16 protein-coding genes are annotated in these 17,295 nt (G+C 70.7%); 13 read left to right on the top strand and 3 right to left on the bottom strand.

Translation table 11 applies throughout. The features are described from left to right. Positions 1-337 precede the first annotated feature (337 nt). The 5 genes from G3I19_RS24625 (at position 338) to G3I19_RS24605 (ending at position 6,580) form a co-directional block, all read left to right on the top strand. Positions 338-1,447: an LLM class flavin-dependent oxidoreductase gene (locus tag G3I19_RS24625; RefSeq protein ID WP_164265885.1), complete on the top strand. Its 1,110-nt coding sequence runs from the start codon at positions 338-340 to the stop codon at positions 1,445-1,447. After that, positions 1,444-2,214 carry an FMN reductase gene (locus G3I19_RS24620; RefSeq protein WP_164265884.1) on the top strand — a complete coding sequence of 257 codons (771 nt, stop codon included), beginning with the start codon at positions 1,444-1,446 and terminating at the stop codon, positions 2,212-2,214. The genes G3I19_RS24625 and G3I19_RS24620 overlap by 4 nt, the downstream gene beginning before the upstream one ends. 140 nt (positions 2,215-2,354) lie before the next feature. Continuing rightward, positions 2,355-3,248: an LLM class F420-dependent oxidoreductase gene (locus tag G3I19_RS24615; protein WP_164265883.1), complete on the top strand. Its 894-nt coding sequence runs from the start codon at positions 2,355-2,357 to the stop codon at positions 3,246-3,248. A 262-nt stretch (positions 3,249-3,510) separates the two neighbouring features. After that, positions 3,511-5,361, top strand: coding sequence for an exo-alpha-sialidase (locus G3I19_RS24610; protein ID WP_164265882.1), 1,851 nt, complete (start codon positions 3,511-3,513; stop codon positions 5,359-5,361). Positions 5,362-5,482: 121 nt separating this feature from the next. Beyond that, positions 5,483-6,580, top strand: coding sequence for a right-handed parallel beta-helix repeat-containing protein (locus G3I19_RS24605; protein ID WP_164265881.1), 1,098 nt, complete (start codon positions 5,483-5,485; stop codon positions 6,578-6,580). Between the two features lie 29 nt (positions 6,581-6,609). Here the strand turns inward: G3I19_RS24605 and G3I19_RS24600 are convergent, their stop codons facing one another. Next, entirely contained in the window at positions 6,610-7,572 is a 963-nt protein-coding gene (locus G3I19_RS24600) for an acetylxylan esterase (protein WP_164265880.1), read from the bottom strand. Between the two features lie 119 nt (positions 7,573-7,691). Beyond that, the gene (locus tag G3I19_RS24595) at positions 7,692-8,429 is read right to left on the bottom strand and encodes a FadR/GntR family transcriptional regulator (RefSeq protein WP_164265887.1); all 738 of its coding nucleotides are present in this window, start codon (positions 8,427-8,429) and stop codon (positions 7,692-7,694) included. 137 nt (positions 8,430-8,566) lie between these two features. Here G3I19_RS24595 and G3I19_RS24590 point away from each other — a divergent pair, with 137 nt between their 5' ends. From G3I19_RS24590 to G3I19_RS24565, 6 genes are all read left to right on the top strand, one after another. After that, positions 8,567-10,168 (top strand): ABC transporter substrate-binding protein, encoded by a 1,602-nt coding sequence (locus G3I19_RS24590; protein WP_343235196.1) that lies wholly within the window; start codon positions 8,567-8,569, stop codon positions 10,166-10,168. 66 nt (positions 10,169-10,234) lie between these two features. Beyond that, positions 10,235-11,185: an ABC transporter permease gene (locus G3I19_RS24585; protein WP_164265879.1), complete on the top strand. Its 951-nt coding sequence runs from the start codon at positions 10,235-10,237 to the stop codon at positions 11,183-11,185. A gap of 1 nt (position 11,186) precedes the next feature. Continuing rightward, on the top strand, positions 11,187-13,232 hold the full coding sequence (locus tag G3I19_RS24580; RefSeq protein ID WP_164265878.1) for a dipeptide/oligopeptide/nickel ABC transporter permease/ATP-binding protein: 2,046 nt from the start codon (positions 11,187-11,189) through the stop codon (positions 13,230-13,232). After that, positions 13,229-14,224, top strand: coding sequence for an ABC transporter ATP-binding protein (locus G3I19_RS24575; protein WP_164265877.1), 996 nt, complete (start codon positions 13,229-13,231; stop codon positions 14,222-14,224). Before G3I19_RS24580 ends, G3I19_RS24575 begins: the two co-directional genes overlap by 4 nt. Beyond that, complete coding sequence (locus G3I19_RS24570; RefSeq protein WP_164265876.1) at positions 14,221-15,150, top strand: dihydrodipicolinate synthase family protein; 930 nt, start codon at positions 14,221-14,223, stop codon at positions 15,148-15,150. The genes G3I19_RS24575 and G3I19_RS24570 overlap by 4 nt, the downstream gene beginning before the upstream one ends. Before the next feature lie 84 nt (positions 15,151-15,234). Beyond that, positions 15,235-15,705, top strand: a complete 471-nt coding sequence (locus G3I19_RS24565) for a DUF5954 family protein (RefSeq protein WP_164265875.1) — start codon at positions 15,235-15,237, stop codon at positions 15,703-15,705. A gap of 37 nt (positions 15,706-15,742) precedes the next feature. On the opposite strand, the gene G3I19_RS24560 is transcribed toward G3I19_RS24565, so the two are convergent. Next, the gene (locus tag G3I19_RS24560; RefSeq protein WP_164265874.1) at positions 15,743-16,414 is read right to left on the bottom strand and encodes a transcriptional regulator; all 672 of its coding nucleotides are present in this window, start codon (positions 16,412-16,414) and stop codon (positions 15,743-15,745) included. A gap of 138 nt (positions 16,415-16,552) precedes the next feature. On the opposite strand from G3I19_RS24560, the gene G3I19_RS24555 reads away from it, so the two are divergent. Then, positions 16,553-16,855 carry a hypothetical protein gene (locus G3I19_RS24555; RefSeq protein WP_164265873.1) on the top strand — a complete coding sequence of 101 codons (303 nt, stop codon included), beginning with the start codon at positions 16,553-16,555 and terminating at the stop codon, positions 16,853-16,855. Between the two features lie 70 nt (positions 16,856-16,925). Continuing rightward, positions 16,926-17,295, top strand: a 370-nt coding sequence (locus G3I19_RS24550; protein ID WP_343235195.1) for an adenosylcobinamide amidohydrolase, incomplete at its 3' end; no start/stop codon positions are given.

Genomic DNA, 17,295 nt, shown 5'->3' with positions numbered 1-17,295 from the left:
GGCTCCGGCGGACGCCAGGGCCGGGGCCGCCATCGCCAGCGACGCGGCCAGCGCCGTCAGGGCGAGCCTCCCGCCGTGCCGTACTGCTCTGCTGTGCATCCGTACTCCCTCTGCCGGTGACCGTCCGTGCTGTCGCCGTGCCAAACGGCACCGGGCGGGCCGAGGGTGCGGCGCCTCACCCGGTTGAACGCGCGGTGGCGCGGGCGCCCGAGCAGCCCGAGCAGTCGCCTGAGCGCCGCCGTCCGGCCGCGCACCGGGGCCGGAATACGGACGGGGGGCCGACCGTTGTACGATTCAGTTCAACATTCAACTATCGACTTCGAGAGGTGTGAGCGCGATGCAGTTCGGAATCTTCACCGTCGGCGACGTCACGACCGACCCGACCACGGGGAAGGCGCCGTCCGAGCACGAGCGGATCAAGGCGATGGTCGCCATCGCGCTCAAGGCCGAGGAGGTCGGGCTCGACGTCTTCGCGACCGGTGAGCACCACAACCCGCCGTTCGTGCCGTCGTCCCCCACCACGCTGCTCGGCCATATCGCGGGCCGCACCGAGAACATCATCCTCTCCACCTCCACCACCCTCATCACGACGAACGACCCGGTGAAGATCGCCGAGGACTACGCGATGCTCCAGCATCTGGCCGACGGCCGCGTCGACCTGATGATGGGGCGCGGGAACACCGGCCCGGTCTACCCGTGGTTCGGGCAGGACATCCGCCAGGGGATCCCGCTCGCCGTGGAGAACTACGCACTGCTGCACGAGCTGTGGCGCAACGACGTCGTGGACTGGGAGGGCAAGTTCCGTACACCGCTGCAGAGCTTCACCGCCACGCCGCGGCCCCTCGACGGTGTGCCGCCGTTCGTCTGGCACGGCTCGATCCGCAGCCCCGAGATCGCCGAGCAGGCCGCGTACTACGGCGACGGCTTCTTCGCCAACAACATCTTCTGGCCGAAGGACCACTTCAAGCGGCTGATCTCGTTCTACCGGGAGCGCTTCGCCTTCTACGGGCACGGGACGCCCCAGCAGGCCGTCGTGGGCCTCGGCGGCCAGGTGTTCATGCGGAAGAACTCGCAGGACGCCGTACGGGAGTTCCGGCCGTACTTCGACAACGCACCGGTGTACGGGCACGGCCCCTCGCTGGAGGAGTTCACCGAGCAGACACCGCTGACCGTCGGCAGTCCGCAGGAGGTCATCGACAAGACGCTGGCCTTCCGGGACTCCTTCGGTGACTACCAGCGGCAGCTCTTCCTGATGGACCACGCGGGGCTGCCCCTGAAGACCGTCCTCGAACAGCTCGACATCCTCGGCGAAGAGGTCGTGCCGGTGCTGCGCGAGGAGTTCGCGAAGGGCCGGCCGGCGGAGGTGCCGGACGGGCCCACCCATGCGGCACTGGTCGCCGCGCGTGACGGCGGCCGGGTGGCCGGGAGCGAGGAGGTGGCGGCATGACCGCCGTGAAACTGGTGGCCGTCTCGGCCGGTCTCGGCCGGCCGTCGTCGACCAGGCTGCTGGCCGACCGGCTGACGCAGGCCACGGCCGGCGCACTCGACGGCAGGGAGACCGAGGTCCGGGTCGTGGAGATACGCGATCTGGCGACCGCCATCGCCAACCACCTGGTGACCGGTTTCCCGGACCCCGTCCTGCGCGATGCCATCGACGCGGTGACGGGAGCGGACGGGCTGATCGCGGTGACGCCGGTCTTCACCGCCTCGTACAGCGGGCTCTTCAAGTCGTTCTTCGACCTGATCGACAACACGGCGCTGGCCGGTACGCCGGTGCTCGTCGCCGCGACCGGTGGCACCGCGCGCCATTCGCTCGTACTGGAACACGCGATGCGCCCGCTCTTCGGCTACTTGCGGGCGGTGGTCGTCCCGACCGCCGTGTACGCGGCATCCGAGGACTGGGGTTCGGACGGCGACGCCGACGGCAGCCTGCCCGACCGCATCGAGCGGGCCGGGCGGGAGCTGGCCGCGCTGATGGCGGGCCGGCCGGCTGCCGACCCCGTCCGCACGGACGGCACCTCCGGGGATGGTGCCCTTGGCGAGGGCGCCAGTGCGGACAGTGCCCATGCGGACAGTGCCCATGCGGACCGTGTCCATGCGGACCGTGCCCATGGAGACGGCCTCGGTGCGGACAGCCTCCGTGCGGACGAGGACGACATCTACGCGAACGTGGTGCCGTTCGCACAGCAGCTGGCCGGGCTCCGCACCGACTGAACCGCGAGAGCTGACCCCGTGGGGCCGACCCGCGCCGACCGGCCCCCGCGCGCCGGGGGAGTGGCCGGTGCGCTCGGCCGATCGGGGGAGAATGCCGGAACACCGGAATAGGGGCCGGGCCGGAGCCGGTTGGAGTCTCCATGACTTCTGAGACCTCTGACGTACACGCGCGTTTCGGCACCATCGGCATCTGGAGCGGGGCCCTGCACCCCGCCGACCCCGGCCGCCGCGGTGAAGTGTCCGAGGCCGTGGCCGAGCTGGACGAGCTCGGCTACGGCACCCTCTGGATCGGCGGCAGTCCCTCCATGGAAGAGGTGGTGCCCGTCGTCGACGCGACGCGGCGCATCACCGTCGCCACCGGCATCCTCAGCATCTGGCAGCACAGCGCTGCCGATGTCGCGGAGCAGATCGCCCGGATCGAGAAGCGCCACCCGGGCCGGTTCGTGCTCGGTATCGGGGTCAGCCATGACGCCCTCACCCCGCAGTACGCCCGGCCGTACTCGGAGATGGTCGCCTACCTCGATGCCCTGGACGCCGCGTCCGACCCGGTGCCCGCCGCCCGCCGGGTGCTGGCCGCGCTCGGCCCGAAGATGCTGAAGCTGTCCGCCGCGCGTGCCGCCGGGGCGCACCCCTATCTGGTCACCGCCGAGCACACCGCGCAGGCCCGCGCCACCCTCGGCCCCGACGCCCTCCTGGCCCCCGAGCTGAAGGTGGTACTCGACACCGACCTCGACCGGGCGCGCACCGTCGCACGGGAAACGCTGTCGATGTACCTGCAACTCCCCAACTACACCAGCAATCTGCTGCGGCTCGGCTTCGAGGAAGCCGACTTCACCGGGGGCGGCAGCAACCGGCTGCTCGACGCGCTCTTCGCCCTGGGCGACCTGGATACGGCGCGGGCCCGGGTCGACGCCTACCGCGCGGCGGGCGCCGACCATGTGGCGCTCCAGGTGCTGACGGCAGACCCGCACAGCGATCTGCCGCGCGCCGAGTGGCGCGAGCTGGCGGCGGCCTTCTCCCTCGGCCGGCCCTGACCGTACCGGAGAACGGACGGAGAACGTACCGAACGGATCATTCACCACGTATCGACGGCCCCGCGGCCCTGACCGCGGGGCCGTCGCCGTCGTCCTGGGGAACTGGCCCGCGGTACCTGCCTATTGACGCCTCCGTCCGCCCGCTCCTAAGGTCTCGAACCACTCGACATGTGACGTCTGATGTCATGTGTCGAATGATTTGTGGTCCTTCTTGTCCCCTCGTCCTTCAACTCCCCTCTCGCACCAAGGAGCGTCCGAGCAGATGGCATTGACGTGGAGAGCACCAGCAGCCTTGCGGAGACTGGTCGTTGCCCTGTCGGCGGTGGTGGCGACGCTCGCCGCGGCCACGGTGGCGACGACGGGCCCGGCCCTCGCCGCGGACGGCAGCCAGTCGGCCGTGGTCAGCCAGGACTGCACCAGCAGCCGGATCCGGGTGGCGCTGCTCAACCCCACCGACGCGGCGACCACCTTCACGGTGACCTGGGCCGGTACCGGGACCTGGACCCGCACGGTGGCCGCCGGTGACCGTACCGATCTGTACTTCTCCAAGCCCAGTGGTACGGACTACTCGTTCCGCACCACCACACCCCAGGGCCTGGACAGGACCACGACGGGCACCCTGGACTGCAGCCGGTCGATGGCCGCGCAGATCAGCGCGGAGTGTCCGCGCAACGCCGACGGCTCGCTGCCCGCGGCCCACCGGCTGAAGCTCACCCTGGTCAACCGGTCCGACACCTCGAAGACCTTCACCGTGGCGTGGGAGGGACGCTCCGGCTCGCCCTGGACCCGGACCGTCGCGGCGCGCAGCTCGGACGACACCCTGTCCTGGACGGCCGACGACGGAACCGCGTACCGGATCAGGACGACGGCCACCGGCTTCGACCGCACCGAGAGCGGGACCGTGCACTGCGGACTGGCCGCGGGGACGCCCGGGATGAACGCCCAGACGCTCTTCTCCGCCCACACGTCCACCACTGCGGGAACCGCGATCACGGGCCTGAACCGCGCCAAGGCGGACGGCAGCGGCTACGAGAGCTACACCGGCACCGCCAAGTCGGTCCGTATCCCGTCGATGGCCGTCACCAACAACGGCACCGTCATCGCCATGGCCGACGCCCGTATCGACAGCTCCAGCGACCTGGGCGGCGGCAGCAACAACATCCAGGTGGCCATGCGGCGCAGCACCGACGGCGGCGCCACCTGGACCGGCGCGTCCGCGGTCGCGCACGCGGCGACCACCAGCGAGGGGTACGGCGACAGCAGCCTCCTGGTGGACCGTTCCGCCGGGGCGGACGGCAAGGTCTTCGCGTTCATCAACTACTCGCCCGCGCCCGGCATCGGCTACGCGGGCTCGAAGGCCGGCTCGAACTCGGCGACCGACCCCACCGCCCTGCACATCCGGGTGATCTCCTCCACGGACAACGGCGCCACCTGGAGCAGCCCGGTGGATCTGAACCCGCAGGTCAAGAACGTCGCGTGGGCCGGGATGTTCGCCTCTTCGGGGCATGGCATCCAGCTCTCCGACGGCCGTCTCGTCCAGCCGATCGTCTACCACCAGGACGGGGCCGACCACGCGGGCAACATCTACTCCGACGACCACGGCGCGACCTGGCACGCGGGCGCGTCGGCGGCGAGCGGTGTGAACGAGAACAAGGCCATCCAGCGCGGCAGCGGTCAGGTGGTGCAGAACCTGAGGTCCAACAGCGGAGGCAACCGCTGGTACGCCACCGCCGCGGACACGGCCGCCGGCCGGAACGTCGCGGGCGCCTTCGGTCCGGCCTGGAACTCCGGTCTGATCGACCCCGGTTGCAACGCGGACGAGATCTCGTACCTCAGGCCCACCGATGTCGGCGCCGGCGGATATCCCACCCTCACCCCCGTCACGGTGCAGAGCAACAACGCGTCGGCGGCCGACCGTGACGAGCTGACCGTGCGGATGAGCGAGGACGACGGTGTGACCTGGCCGCACCAGGTGCTGATCAAGTCGGGCGCGGCCGGCTATTCGACGACGGCGGTCCTCAACAACGGGGTGATCGGCGACCTCTACGAGATCGGTGACACCGGGGGCATCGTCTTCAGCAGCTTCACTCCCGACTGGGCACGGCAGTCCTGATCGGTCACGACCGCCCGGCACGTGACCAGGTGCACGGCAGGCCGATGACCAAAGAGACAGAGACAACAGAGACAACAGAGATGACAGAGACAACAGAGACGACAGAGGAGATGCGGCAGACATGAATCCAGGACCGGGCGGCACGCCGCTCAGCCGACGGGCGCTGGCCGTGATGGCGGCAGCGGGCACCGCGACCGCCATCGCTCCCGCCGTTCCCGCGCGTGCGGCCACGGCCGCGACGGGCCTCCCGGTCCTGGCCGTGGACGCCGACTGGGCGGCAGTACTGGCGGCCTCGCCGCAGGTGCAGCTGGTACCGGGCGCCACTTACACCCTGTCGTCCACGGTCGAACTGCCCGACGGCTGCCGCATCGTGGGCAACGGCGCTACGGTCACGGTCACCGGTGACACGGTCGGCGCCCTGAGAGCGACCGGCAGGCACGACATCTCGCTCACCGGTATCAGATTCCTCGGCAGAGCGGCCGATCCACTGGGCTCGGCCGCCTCCTTCGCGCATGTCGGACTCCGGCTGGAGCGCTGCACCAACGCCCGGGTCGTCGACTGCGACTTCTCGTACTGGCGGGGAGCGGGCGTCGTCGTCACCGGCTCGGCCTCCGACGACTACTTCGCCTACCGCTGCAAACTCCGGGGCAACACCTTCGAGCGCTGCTATTTCGGTGTCTCCATCGCCGACCGGAGCGAGTACTCGGTCCTCGGCGACAACACCTTCTCGTACTGCCGACTCGCCGTCTGGAACTCGTCGGGCAACTGGACGGTCAACGGCAACTCGGTGATGGGCTGCTACGGCGCCTACTACTCCTTCGCGCGCACCAGCCCGTACGGAACCCTGACGTCGGACAACTGGAACCACGGCACGCTCAGCGGCAACACCTTCAACCACTCGGACGGCGGCGCGAAGGCGCTCTGGAGCGCCAACGCGGCTTTCCCCGTCGGCGGTTCCGTACAGGACCCCGGAGCAGGCATCGTGGTCGACGGGCTGCTGCCGCCCACCTTCACCGGCAACACCCTCTGGTACACGGACATCCGGGCCAACGACCTGGCGGGCACCGGATGGCTGCTGTCGGGGTGCACCCTGTCGAACCTGACGGTCAGCTGCACCGGCACCGCCCCGGTCCGGATCGTGGGGACGCAGTCCAACGGGGCGGCGAACGCGCCCGTCCTGAGCGGACGGGTCGCGGACGTGCTGGCGGGCCTCGGCTGACGGCGGGGGAGCGGGAGGGCCCGCAGCGGTCAGCCGATCAGCTCACGGACCCGGGCCAGCTGGAGGGCGCGGTGGTGTTCGCCGCCGCCCTCGTGGCCGTTGAAGCCGTAGACCTCGACCTGCTTCGGGCCGGCGTACGAGTGGTAGGCGCCGAAGCAGGTCGACGGCGGGCAGACCGGGTCCATCAGGGCGACGGAGAAGAGAGCGGGGGCCGTGGCCCGCGCCGCGAAGTGCACGCCGTCGAAGTAGGAGAGCGTTTCGAAGACGCTGCCGGCACGGTCCCTGTGCAGCTGGAGATAGGTGGCGACCTCGGTGTACGGGCCCAGCGCAGCGCGCTCCGCCCCGCGCCGTACGTCGCACAGGAACGGCACGTCGGGCAGGACACCGGCCAGCCCCGGCACGAGCGCGGACACGGCGAGTGCGATCCCGCCGCCCTGGCTGTGGCCCGTCACGACCATCCGCTCGGGGTCCACCTCGGGGTGGCTGCGGGCGGCCTCCACACAGCGGACCGCGTCCGTGTACAGCCGCCGGTAGTAGTGGGTGTCGGGGGACTCGACGCCCCGGGTGAGGAAGCCGGGCACCGAGCCGGCGCCGCCGGGGCCTTCGTCTCCGGTGTCGCCTGCCGCAGCCGACCAGCCCTGGCCACGGGTGTCCATCAGCAGATGCGCGTAACCGGCCGATGCCCAGAGCAGGTTCTCGTGCGCCAGCCCGCGGCCGCGGCCGTACCCCAGGAACTCCACGACGCAGCCGCGGAGTTGGGGCTCCCCGGCCGGAAGGTGGAGCCAGCCGCGCACCGGTGCGCCGTCGTAGCCGGTGAAGGTCACGTCCTGGACGCGGATCTGGCCGAGGCCGCAGTCCACGGGGGTGAAGGCCGGCTCGGCCTCCGGGGCCTGAGCGAGTGTGCGGTCCCAGAAGGCGTCGAAGTCCGCCGGAGGTTTCGCTTCGGAGCGGTAGTCGAAGCACTCATCACGGGTGAGATCCGTCAGCGGCATGCGGGTAGCCCTCCACGACCTGATGTATGACGTCAGATGTCATAAGGTTTGTGACCATAGAACGGGTCCGTTCCCTCGTCAAGGTGAGGAAACGGACCCGGAGTGCCGGAGGGGGCAGGTCAGCCGGCCGCGTCGGCCTCCCTGGCCTCCTGCACCCGTCGCCTGACCGGCGCGTAGTGCTCGGCGATGGCGCGGGTGAAGGCGTCGGTGTCGCCGGCGTGGGCGGCGTGGGCGGCGTCGACGATCCTGCGGTGGTTGGCCACGGTCTCGGCCTCGTCCTTGCTGGTGATCACGCCGAGATGCGGCACGACGATGGTGTACACATCCCAGAACGCGAGCGACAACTGTCCGATCAGCTCGTTGCCGAGCGGTTCGACCAGCAGGGCGTGGAAGGCGCGGTCCGCCTCGACGAAGCCCGTGCCGTCGCCGCTCTTCGAGCGCTCCATGTCGTCCACGAGGCGGTAGAGGCTGCGGAGATGGTCGCTGTCCAGGGAGGTGAGGATGCGCTCCGCCATCCCGCGCTCGAACAGCTCGCGTACGTCCACCAGGTCGGACATGACCTTGAAGTCGTCGTCGCGGCTGAGCAGTCCGCGGAAGGTGAGCCCCTCCACCAGCGCGGAGAGGCTGAGCCTGCCGACATAGGTGCCGTGGCCGTGCCGCACCTCGACGATGTCCAGTGCGTCGAGGGTCTTGACCGCCTCGCGCACGCTCGACCGGCTCGCGCCGAGCGTGGCGCTCAGTTCGCTCTCGGTGGGCAGCGGGTCCCCCGGTCGGAGCTTGTTCTCCAGGATGTACCGCTTGATTCCCTCGCTGACCTCCTGTCTCAGCAGGGAACGCCCCTGACGCTCTTTCAGGATTTGTCGGCTCTCCACCCCTTGACCCCTCTCCTTGTCCCAGCTACGTTCACACGTTACCAGCCATCAGACATCAGACATCGGACAAATTTTCTTGTCCCGTGCCGTCGCTGTTCCGTTCCCCCGCACTAGGAGGACCCGTGTCTCGGACGACACCTGCCAGAGCCGACCGCCGCAGTTTTCTGCGCCTCGCCGGGGCGGTGGGCGCCGCCGCCGCGTTCACGGGCACGCTCGCCGCCTGCGGCGGCCCTGCCTCCACCAGGGGGGCGGGGTCCTCCAGCGGCGGCACGTCCGGGAGCGGCACGATCGAAGCCGGCATCTCCTACGCCCTGTCCACCGGCTTCGACCCGATGACCTCCTCCGGTGCCACCCCGGTCGCGGCCAACTGGCACATCTTCGAGGGCCTGGTGGACCTGGACCCGGTGACCCTCGCCGCCCGTCCGGCACTGGCCACCAGGATGCCGGTCAAGGTGAACACCACCACGTACCACGCCACACTGCGCGACGGTGCGACCTTCCACGACGGTTCGGCCGTCACACCGGACGATGTCGTCTTCAGCTTCGAACGCATCCTGGACGTGAAGAACGCGTCGCTCATGGCGCAGTTCCTGCCGTTCCTCAAGAGCGTCAAGGCTGTTGACACGAAGACCGTCGAGTTCAAGCTCAAGTACCCCTTCGCGCTGTTCCCTTCGCGCATATCGGTCGCCAAGATCGTGCCCAAGAAGATCGTCCAGGCCGATCAGAAGGGCTTCGACGCCAAGCCCGTCGGATCCGGCCCCTACCGGCTGGTCTCCGCCACCCGCGAAGACAAGATCGTCTTCAAGAAGTACGCCGCCTACAACGGCCGCTACCCGGCCAAGGCCGACGACATGGTCTGGAACCTGGTCGCCGACGCGTCCGCCCGGGTCAGCGCCATGCAGTCCGGCCGCGTCCAGGCCATCGAGGACGTGCCGTACATCGACATGGCCGGCCTGGCCAAGAAGTCCAAGGTCGAGTCGGCGCAGTCCTTCGGGAACCTCTTCCTGATGTTCAACTGCTCCAAGGCGCCCTACAACGACAAGCGGGTCCGCCAGGCCCTGCACTACGCCCTGGACACCGAGAAGATCATCAAGACCGCGATGGGCGGCGGCGCGACCGCCGCGTCCGGCTATCTGCAGACCACGCACCCCGACTACCACCGGGCCACCACGGTCTACGGATACGACAAGGCCAAGGCCCAGAAGCTGCTCAAGGACGCCGGCGTCCGCGGCCTCAAGGTGAAGCTGCTGCTCACCGACACGTCCTGGGTCCAGGACATCGCCCCGCTGATCAAGGAGTGCTGGGACGCCGTCGGCGTCACGACCACCCTCGACATCGGGCAGTCCTCCGCGCAGTACGCCAAGGTCGACCAGAACGACTTCGAGGTGCTCGTCGCCCCCGGCGACCCCTCGGTCTTCGGCAACGACGTCGACCTGCTGATGCGCTGGTTCTACGTGGGCACCTGGCCCGAGACCCGGTTCCACTGGTCGGGCACGGCCGAGGCCAGGAAGGTCGTCAAGCTGCTCGACCAGGCAGCCGAGGCCACCGACGAGACCGCGCGCAAGAAGCTGTGGACCCAGGCCACGGACATCGTCGCCGAGCAGGCCCCCCTCTACCCGGTGCTGCACCGCAAGCTGCCCACCGCATGGGACAGCAGCGCACTCTCCGGATTCAAGCCGGTCCCCACCACCGGACTGTCGTTCCTGGACGTCGCCCGCGCCTGACCGGAGCGCCGGCGCCGGCCGCACCCGGCGCCGGCCGCACCCTCCCATATCGCAAGGAACCTCACGATGGTTGCTTTCCTCCGGCTCGCTCTGCGGCGCATCGCGATGATGCCGGTGATGATCCTCGGCATCACACTGCTGGTCTTCGTGGTGCTGCAGTTCTCTCCCTCGGACCCGGCCTACAACGCCCTCGGAGAGAGCTCGACCGCAGCCGCACGCGCGGCCTTCGCACAGGCCAACGGCCTCAACGACCCGCTCCCCGTACGCTATCTCGACTTCCTCAAGGAACTGGTCCACGGGAACCTCGGTGTGACCGTACCGCCGAGCCAGCCGGTCGCCGACCGGATCTCCGTGGCCTTCCCGCTCACCCTCGAACTCACCCTGCTGGGGCTCCTCCTGGCCGTCGTGCTCGCCGTCGCGCTCGGCGTGACCGGCGCCGTCTTCCGCGACCGCTGGCCCGACCAGCTGATCCGGGTGCTGTCCATGGCCGGTGTCGCGGTGCCCTCGTTCTGGCTCGGGGTGCTGCTCATCCAGCAGTTCGCCCTGAGGTCCCCGGTCTTCCCGACCGGCGGCTACACCAACCCCGCGGACTCCTTCACCGGCTGGCTGCGCTGTATGACCCTGCCCGCCATCTCGCTGGCCGTCCCGGTGGCCGCGTCGCTGGCCCGGCTGATCCGTACCTCGATGGTCACCGAACTCGACCGTGACTACGTACGCACCGCCACCGGCAACGGGCTTCCCCGGATGCTCGTCATCCGCGGAGTGCTGCGCAACGCGCTCGTCACCCCGCTCACCGTCCTCGGTATCAAGGTCGGCTACCTGCTCAGCGGCGCGGTCGTCATCGAGGCCATCTTCGACCTGCCCGGCATGGGCAAGCTGATTCTCGAAGGTGTCACCGGGGGAGACGTGGCGCTGGTGCAGGGCACTGTCCTCACGATCGCCATCGCGTTCCTGGTCGTCAACGTCATCGTCGACCTGCTCTGTCTGCTGGTCAACCCGCGCATCAGGACGGTGTGACATGTTCACTGGCCGCCTCGGCCTCGTCAAGAGGCTCTCCCGCCCCGGCATCCGCTTCCGCTCGCTGCCGGTCACTTCCCGCATCGCCCTGTGCCTGCTGGTGGTCGTCGTGCTCGCCGCGGTCCTCGCACCGCTGCTCGCCCCCGATCCGCTCGCGACCGGCGTGCCCGTCCAGGCCCCCGGCGCACACCACTGGTTCGGCACCGACCGGGTGGGCCGCGACATCTTCGCCCGGGTCGTGTTCGGCGCCCGGTACTCGCTGATGATCGGTCTCGGCGCCACCGCCGTGGCCGTCGTACTCGGCGCGGTCATCGGGTCGTTCGCCGCCACGTCGCCCAGGTGGGGCGACGAATCGGTGATGCGCACCCTGGACATCGTCATGTCGTTCCCCCCGATCGCCCTGGCCGCCGTACTCGTCACGGTCTTCGGCTCCAGCGTGCCTGTCCTGATCTTCACCATCGCCTTCGTCTACGTCCCGTCGCTGGCCCGCGTGGTACGCGCCAACGTCCTCTCCCAGTACGGCGAGGACTACGTGGCGGCCGAGAAGGTCATCGGCGCCCGCCGCGGCTACATCGTCCGGCGCCATGTCGCGGTCAACTGCGCGGCGCCCGTCATGGTCTTCGCGACCGTGCTCGTCGCCGAAGCGATCATCTTCGAGGCGAGTCTCTCCTTCATCGGCGCGGGCGTGCAGGACCCCGAGCCCAGCTGGGGCAACGTCCTCTCGTACGGCCGGCAGATCCTGCTGTCCGGCGGCTGGTGGGCCACGCTCTTCCCCGGCCTCGTCCTGCTGGTCACCGTGCTGGCCCTCAACATCCTCTCCGAGGGCCTGACCGACGCATCGGCCGCACCGGGCCAGGCCCGCGCCGACCAGGTGGACCCGGCCGCCACCGCCGCTGTCGCCGCCGCCCCCGCACCAGCCCCGGCGGACGACGAGCCGGCCGTTGACGCGGCGGCCGAGACCGAAGCGGGAGACCGGGCCGGGCAGCGCGCGGACCGGGACACCGTGGATGTGGCGCTGTCCCGGCTGGCCGCCCAGGTGCTCCGTACGCCGTCCCGGATCAAGCCCGTGCCGGCCGCGGCGCCCGCCCTGCTCAGCGTGCGGGACCTCGCCATCCGCTTCCCGGACCGCTACGGCGACGTCCAGGTCGTCGACGGCATCTCCTTCACCGTCCACGAGGGCGAGACCCTCGGGCTCGTCGGCGAGTCGGGCTGCGGCAAGAGCATCACCAGCCTCGCCGTCATGGGGCTGCTGGCCCGCAACGCCGAGGTCAGCGGCAGCATCGAGTACCGCGGCCGGGACCTGCTCACCCTCGGCCCCGCGGAACGCCGCGCCCTGGCGGGCCCCGAGATCGCGATGGTCTACCAGGACGCGCTGTCCTCGCTCAACCCGTCCGTCCTGGTGGGGAAGCAGCTCAAGCAGCTCACCTCGCGCGGCGGCACCAAGACCCCCGCCGAACTGCTCGAACTGGTCGGGCTCGCACCGGAGCGCACCCTGCGCAGCTACCCGCACGAGCTCTCCGGCGGCCAGCGCCAGCGCGTGCTGATCGCCATGGCGCTCTCCCGCAGCCCCCGGCTGCTGATCGCCGACGAGCCGACCACCGCGCTCGACGTCACCGTGCAGGCCCAAGTCGTCGAGCTGCTGGTCGAGTTGCGCGACGAGCTGGGCTTCGCCATGGTCCTCGTCTCCCACGACCTGGCCCTGGTGGGCGACCTCGCCCACCGCGTCGCGGTGATGTACGCGGGACAGATCGCCGAAGTGGGCGCCACCCGCCCGCTGCTGACCGATCCCGCGCACCACTACAGCCGCGGCCTGCTCGGCTCGGTGACCTCCCTGGAGACCGGCTCCGACCGGCTGCACCAGATCCGGGGCGTCGTCCCCGCGCCGAAGCACTTCGGCGCCGGCTGCCGGTTCGCCTCCAGGTGCTCCGCCGCCACCGGACTGTGCCGCACCACCCCGCCCGCCCTGACCGACCGCGACGCCGGGGACCACGGCTTCGCCTGCCACCACCCGGCGGCCCCGGCGCTGCTGGAGGAGAGTGCCCGATGATCGAGCTCGAAGGCGTTCACGTCCGGCACCGCGCCCGCAGCGGCGGCCTGTTCCACCGGGACTCCGTCCACGCCCTGACGGACGCCACCCTGCGGGTCGGACAGGGGGAGATCGTCGGACTGGTGGGCGAGTCCGGCTGTGGGAAGTCCACCCTGGCGCGGGTGCTGACCGGGCTCCAGAAGCCCACCGAGGGACGGATGCTGTTCCGCGGAGAGGACCTCTGGGAGATGCCCGCGGCCCGCAGACGCCAGGAGTTCGGCTCGTCGGTCGGCGTGGTCTTCCAGGACCCGGCGACCGCGCTCAACCCGCGGATGCCGGTGGGCCGGATCCTGCGCGACCCGCTCGACGTGCACCGGCGCGGCACGGTACGCGAGCGTGAGGAGCGCGTCGAGGAACTGCTCGACCTGGTCGGGCTGCCGGGCCACACCGTCCGGTCGCTGCCCGGCCGGCTCTCCGGCGGCCAGCGCCAGCGCGTCGCCATCGCACGCGCGCTCGCCCTGGAGCCCGAGCTGATCGTCGCAGACGAGCCGACCAGCGCGCTGGACGTCTCGGTCCGCGCACAGGTGCTCAACCTGCTCATGGACCTGCGCGCACGGCTCGGCCTCGGCATGGTGTTCATCTCCCACGACATTCAGACGGTGCGCTACCTCTCGGACCGCCTTGCGGTGCTCTACCTGGGCCGGATCGTGGAACAGGGCGCCGCCTCCACCGTCGCATCGGCGCCCGCGCATCCGTACACCGAGGCACTCCTGTCGGCCACGCCCAGCCTGCTGACCGACACCGAGCGCATCGTGCTGACAGGCCCGGTGCCGTCGGCGACGAACCCGCCGACCGGCTGCCCTTTCCGTACGCGCTGCTGGAAGGCGGAGGACGACTGCGCCACCGCGTTCCCCGCGGCCACCGAAGGCGGTGGCGGTGGACACCAGTGGCACTGCGTCCACCCCCAGCCGGCCGCCGCCCTTTCCGCCACCCACACAAGGAGCACGTCTTGACCCCCCGTACGCCCGGCATCCACGGAGTCGTCCCGCCCGTCGTCACCCCGCTCACCCCCGATGGGCAGGTCGACACGCACTCCCTGGAGAAGCTGGTCGCCTTCCTCATCGACGGCGGAGTGAACGCGCTGTTCGCACTCGGCAGTTCCGGCGAGGTCGCCTACCTCACCGACCAGCAGCAGGCCACCGTCCTCGATGTGATCACCGGCGCCGCCGCCGGTCAGGTGCCGGTGCTGGCCGGAGTCATCGAGACCACCACCAACAAGGTCATCGAGCGCGCCCACGCCGCGGCCGCCCAGGGTGTCGACGCGCTGGTCGCCACCGCGCCCTTCTACACCCGCACCCACTCCACCGAGATCGACCGGCACTTCCGGCTGATCGCCGCCGCCGTCGACCTGCCGCTCTTCGCGTACGACATCCCGGTCTGCGTCAACAACAAACTGGACCGCTCGCTCATCATGTCGCTGGCCAGGGACGGGGTGCTGGCCGGCGTCAAGGACTCCAGCGGCGACGACGTGTCCTTCCGGCGGCTGGCCATCGACCTGCGGGAGCTGCCCGGCTTCGCCCTGCTGACCGGACACGAGGTAGTCGTCGACGCCATGCTGCTCGGCGGCGCCGACGGCTGCGTCCCCGGTCTCGGCAACGTCGACCCGCACGGCTACCGCCGCCTCCAGGACGCGGCGGACCGCGGCGACTGGGCCGCAGCCAAGGCCGAACAGGACCGGCTGGCCGAGCTGTTCGACATCGTCCTGGCCGCCGACCCGGCCGACTCGTCCGGTACGGCGGCGGGCCTCGGCGCGTTCAAGACCGCCCTCCAGGCCCGCGGCGTCATCGCCCACAACACGGTGAGCCCGCCCATGCGGCGCCTCAACGAGCAGGAGGCCAAGGCCATCACCGGGATCCTCGACCGGGCCGGCCTGATGTGAGAGCGGGCCGCACCCGTGCCATACCGGCCCGGACACCACGCTGACGTCTTACGGCGACGGGGACCCGGGCAGGATGATGGCTCCATGAGCGATCACGACGAGACCGCGGGCAGCCGGAGCGCTTTCGACGAGGAGGCACGACAGGTCCTCGCGACGGGTGCACGCGAGGAGAGGCTGCGCCGCCGATACCCGGTCGAGTCGGCGTCCTTCGAGCGGACCCGGATGGCGCCGTACACCGCGTACGCGGCGATGGTCCTCGAAGGCGCCGGCTGGCGGCAGATGTTTCCCGCCCAGCCGAGCGAGGACGAGGCACGGCTCGATCTGGCGGCGGTCCTGCGCGGCACCACCGAGCACCCTCAGGTGGCGGCGGTCCGCTACGCGCAGGCCGCCGACGCCGTCGAGAACGGGGCGGACCAGGTCATCCTCGGTGAGAGGGTCTACCGCATCGTGCGCGTGGAGCAGACCGTCGTCATGACCGAGTACGGACCCGAGCCGCCGCAGGGGACGGACTGCCCCTTCCCGGAGGAGTTCGACGACCGGGAGTCCGAACACTGAGGACGACCGGGGGTCCGGACACTGAACCGGCCGGCCGTCAGGCCAGTTCGGCGAGGGTGTTCCAGAACATCAGCTCGTAGCTGCGCAGCAGCCGCCCATGACGGCGGGCGGCCGCCGTGTCGAGCCCGGGCCCGCTGTCCAGCCCGGCCTGTACGGCGGCCGCCGCCTGGGCTTCGGCACCGGGCGCGGGCTCGGCGAAGAAGTCGAAGAACCCGCACGCCGCGTCGTCGAAGCCGTAGTGGGTGCGCAGCCCATCGGCGATCGTGGCGCAGTAGCCACCCCAGGCGGCGAAGTTCGCGGTCAGCGCGAGGGCCGCCTCCGCGGGCGCGGCGGTCAGGGCCAGCCTCGCCACATACGAGGGGTACGCCTGGCAGCCGGCCATCGGCTCGTACGCCGCGACGTCGGCGGCGCCTGGTCCGCACGCGGCGATCAGCGTTTCGAGGCGCTCGGCCGCGGTGTTCTCGCCGCCCGCGAGGCCGGCGAAGAATACGGCAGATGCGTCGTCGCGGCGAGCGGCCGACCGCTCGGCCAGATGCGTGAAGGCGCTCCGGTCGCTCTCGATGATGTACCGCTGCTCCAGGGCGAGCGCCGACAGCGCGCGGCGGTCCGCCGTGCCGGCGGCGATCAGTGGGACGAGGCGGTTGTCGGCGGCGCCCGGTGCGAGCTCGGCCGTGGTGCTCTTGAGTACGTCGAGCGCTGTACGGTCCATTCCCGTTTCCCTCCGTCATGGGTGCGCGGCCACCCGCCCAGAGTCTGTGCGGCACCTGTTGTGCACACCCCGGACGGCGGTGCCATACTCGGACATGTTCACTCGAACGGCTGTCTCTGTCCGGAAGGACGACGCGCCATGACCTGGGCTTCGTGGACGACCAGCGGAATCTTCGCGGGACCGGGCGGAGTCCGCACGGAAGAGGTCGGTGTGCTGACCGGCGATCTGACCGTACACACCACGTGGTGGGAGGACCAGGCGTCCTTCGCCGTGCAGTACAGCGGGTCGTCGGACTGGTTCACGCTGGTCGGCAGCCCGGTGCCCTGCGGATCGGAGCGGGCCAGCCGCGAACTCCACCAGATCGTCGTCGAGGCCGTCCGCGCCGGCGGGGGAGTCACGGCCCAGACCGTGCAGTACGACGCGGGGCCCTGGGCCCAGTAGGAGGACCCGGCCCGCAGGGTTACGACGGGGCGGCCGGCTCCGCGTCAGGCCCGCCGCGTTAGGGTGCGGGGTGCTGTTGAGAACCGCCGGTCCCGGCGCCCTGGACGACGTACGGCTGCTGGTCCGCGAGGAAGAGGGCGGGAGCTGGCCCCTGCTGCTCTGGATACCGGGCCCCGGCCGGCGCATGATCTCCAGCGCGGCCCTGGGCGGCGGCATCGGCGAGCGGCACTGGGTGCTCAACGCCCAGGTGCGCCCCGGGTACGCGCGGACGGACACGGAACACCACCTCGCCGAGATCGCCGGTCAGGCCGGTGCGACCGGCCCCGGCGTCGGTCTCATGACCGCGGCCTCCGTACGCGACGCCCGCTCCGCCGCCGACGGCGGGGCGCAGGCCCTGGTCACCGCGGGCACGGGGGTGCACGGCTGGGCCGCGGCCCCCG

Origin of the sequence: Streptomyces sp. SID10853, assembly GCF_010548145.1 — a bacterium.
Classification (GTDB): domain Bacteria; phylum Actinomycetota; class Actinomycetes; order Streptomycetales; family Streptomycetaceae; genus Streptomyces.
The sequence above is the reverse complement of the archived record's forward strand: the minus strand, read 5'-3'. Positions and strand labels throughout refer to the sequence as shown.

Bases quoted from the DNA above. Each gene is read 5' to 3' on its own strand.
- G3I19_RS24625 (WP_164265885.1), top strand. From the start codon at position 338: ATGCAGTTCGGAATCTTCACCGTCGGCGACGTCACGACCGACCCGACC.
- G3I19_RS24620 (WP_164265884.1), top strand. From the start codon at position 1,444: ATGACCGCCGTGAAACTGGTGGCCGTCTCGGCCGGTCTCGGCCGGCCG.
- G3I19_RS24615 (WP_164265883.1), top strand. From the start codon at position 2,355: ATGACTTCTGAGACCTCTGACGTACACGCGCGTTTCGGCACCATCGGC.
- G3I19_RS24610 (WP_164265882.1), top strand. From the start codon at position 3,511: ATGGCATTGACGTGGAGAGCACCAGCAGCCTTGCGGAGACTGGTCGTT.
- G3I19_RS24605 (WP_164265881.1), top strand. From the start codon at position 5,483: ATGAATCCAGGACCGGGCGGCACGCCGCTCAGCCGACGGGCGCTGGCC.
- G3I19_RS24600 (WP_164265880.1), bottom strand. From the start codon at position 7,572: ATGCCGCTGACGGATCTCACCCGTGATGAGTGCTTCGACTACCGCTCC.
- G3I19_RS24585 (WP_164265879.1), top strand. From the start codon at position 10,235: ATGGTTGCTTTCCTCCGGCTCGCTCTGCGGCGCATCGCGATGATGCCG.
- G3I19_RS24580 (WP_164265878.1), top strand. From the start codon at position 11,187: ATGTTCACTGGCCGCCTCGGCCTCGTCAAGAGGCTCTCCCGCCCCGGC.
- G3I19_RS24575 (WP_164265877.1), top strand. From the start codon at position 13,229: ATGATCGAGCTCGAAGGCGTTCACGTCCGGCACCGCGCCCGCAGCGGC.
- G3I19_RS24565 (WP_164265875.1), top strand. From the start codon at position 15,235: ATGAGCGATCACGACGAGACCGCGGGCAGCCGGAGCGCTTTCGACGAG.
- G3I19_RS24560 (WP_164265874.1), bottom strand. From the start codon at position 16,414: ATGGACCGTACAGCGCTCGACGTACTCAAGAGCACCACGGCCGAGCTC.
- G3I19_RS24555 (WP_164265873.1), top strand. From the start codon at position 16,553: ATGACCTGGGCTTCGTGGACGACCAGCGGAATCTTCGCGGGACCGGGC.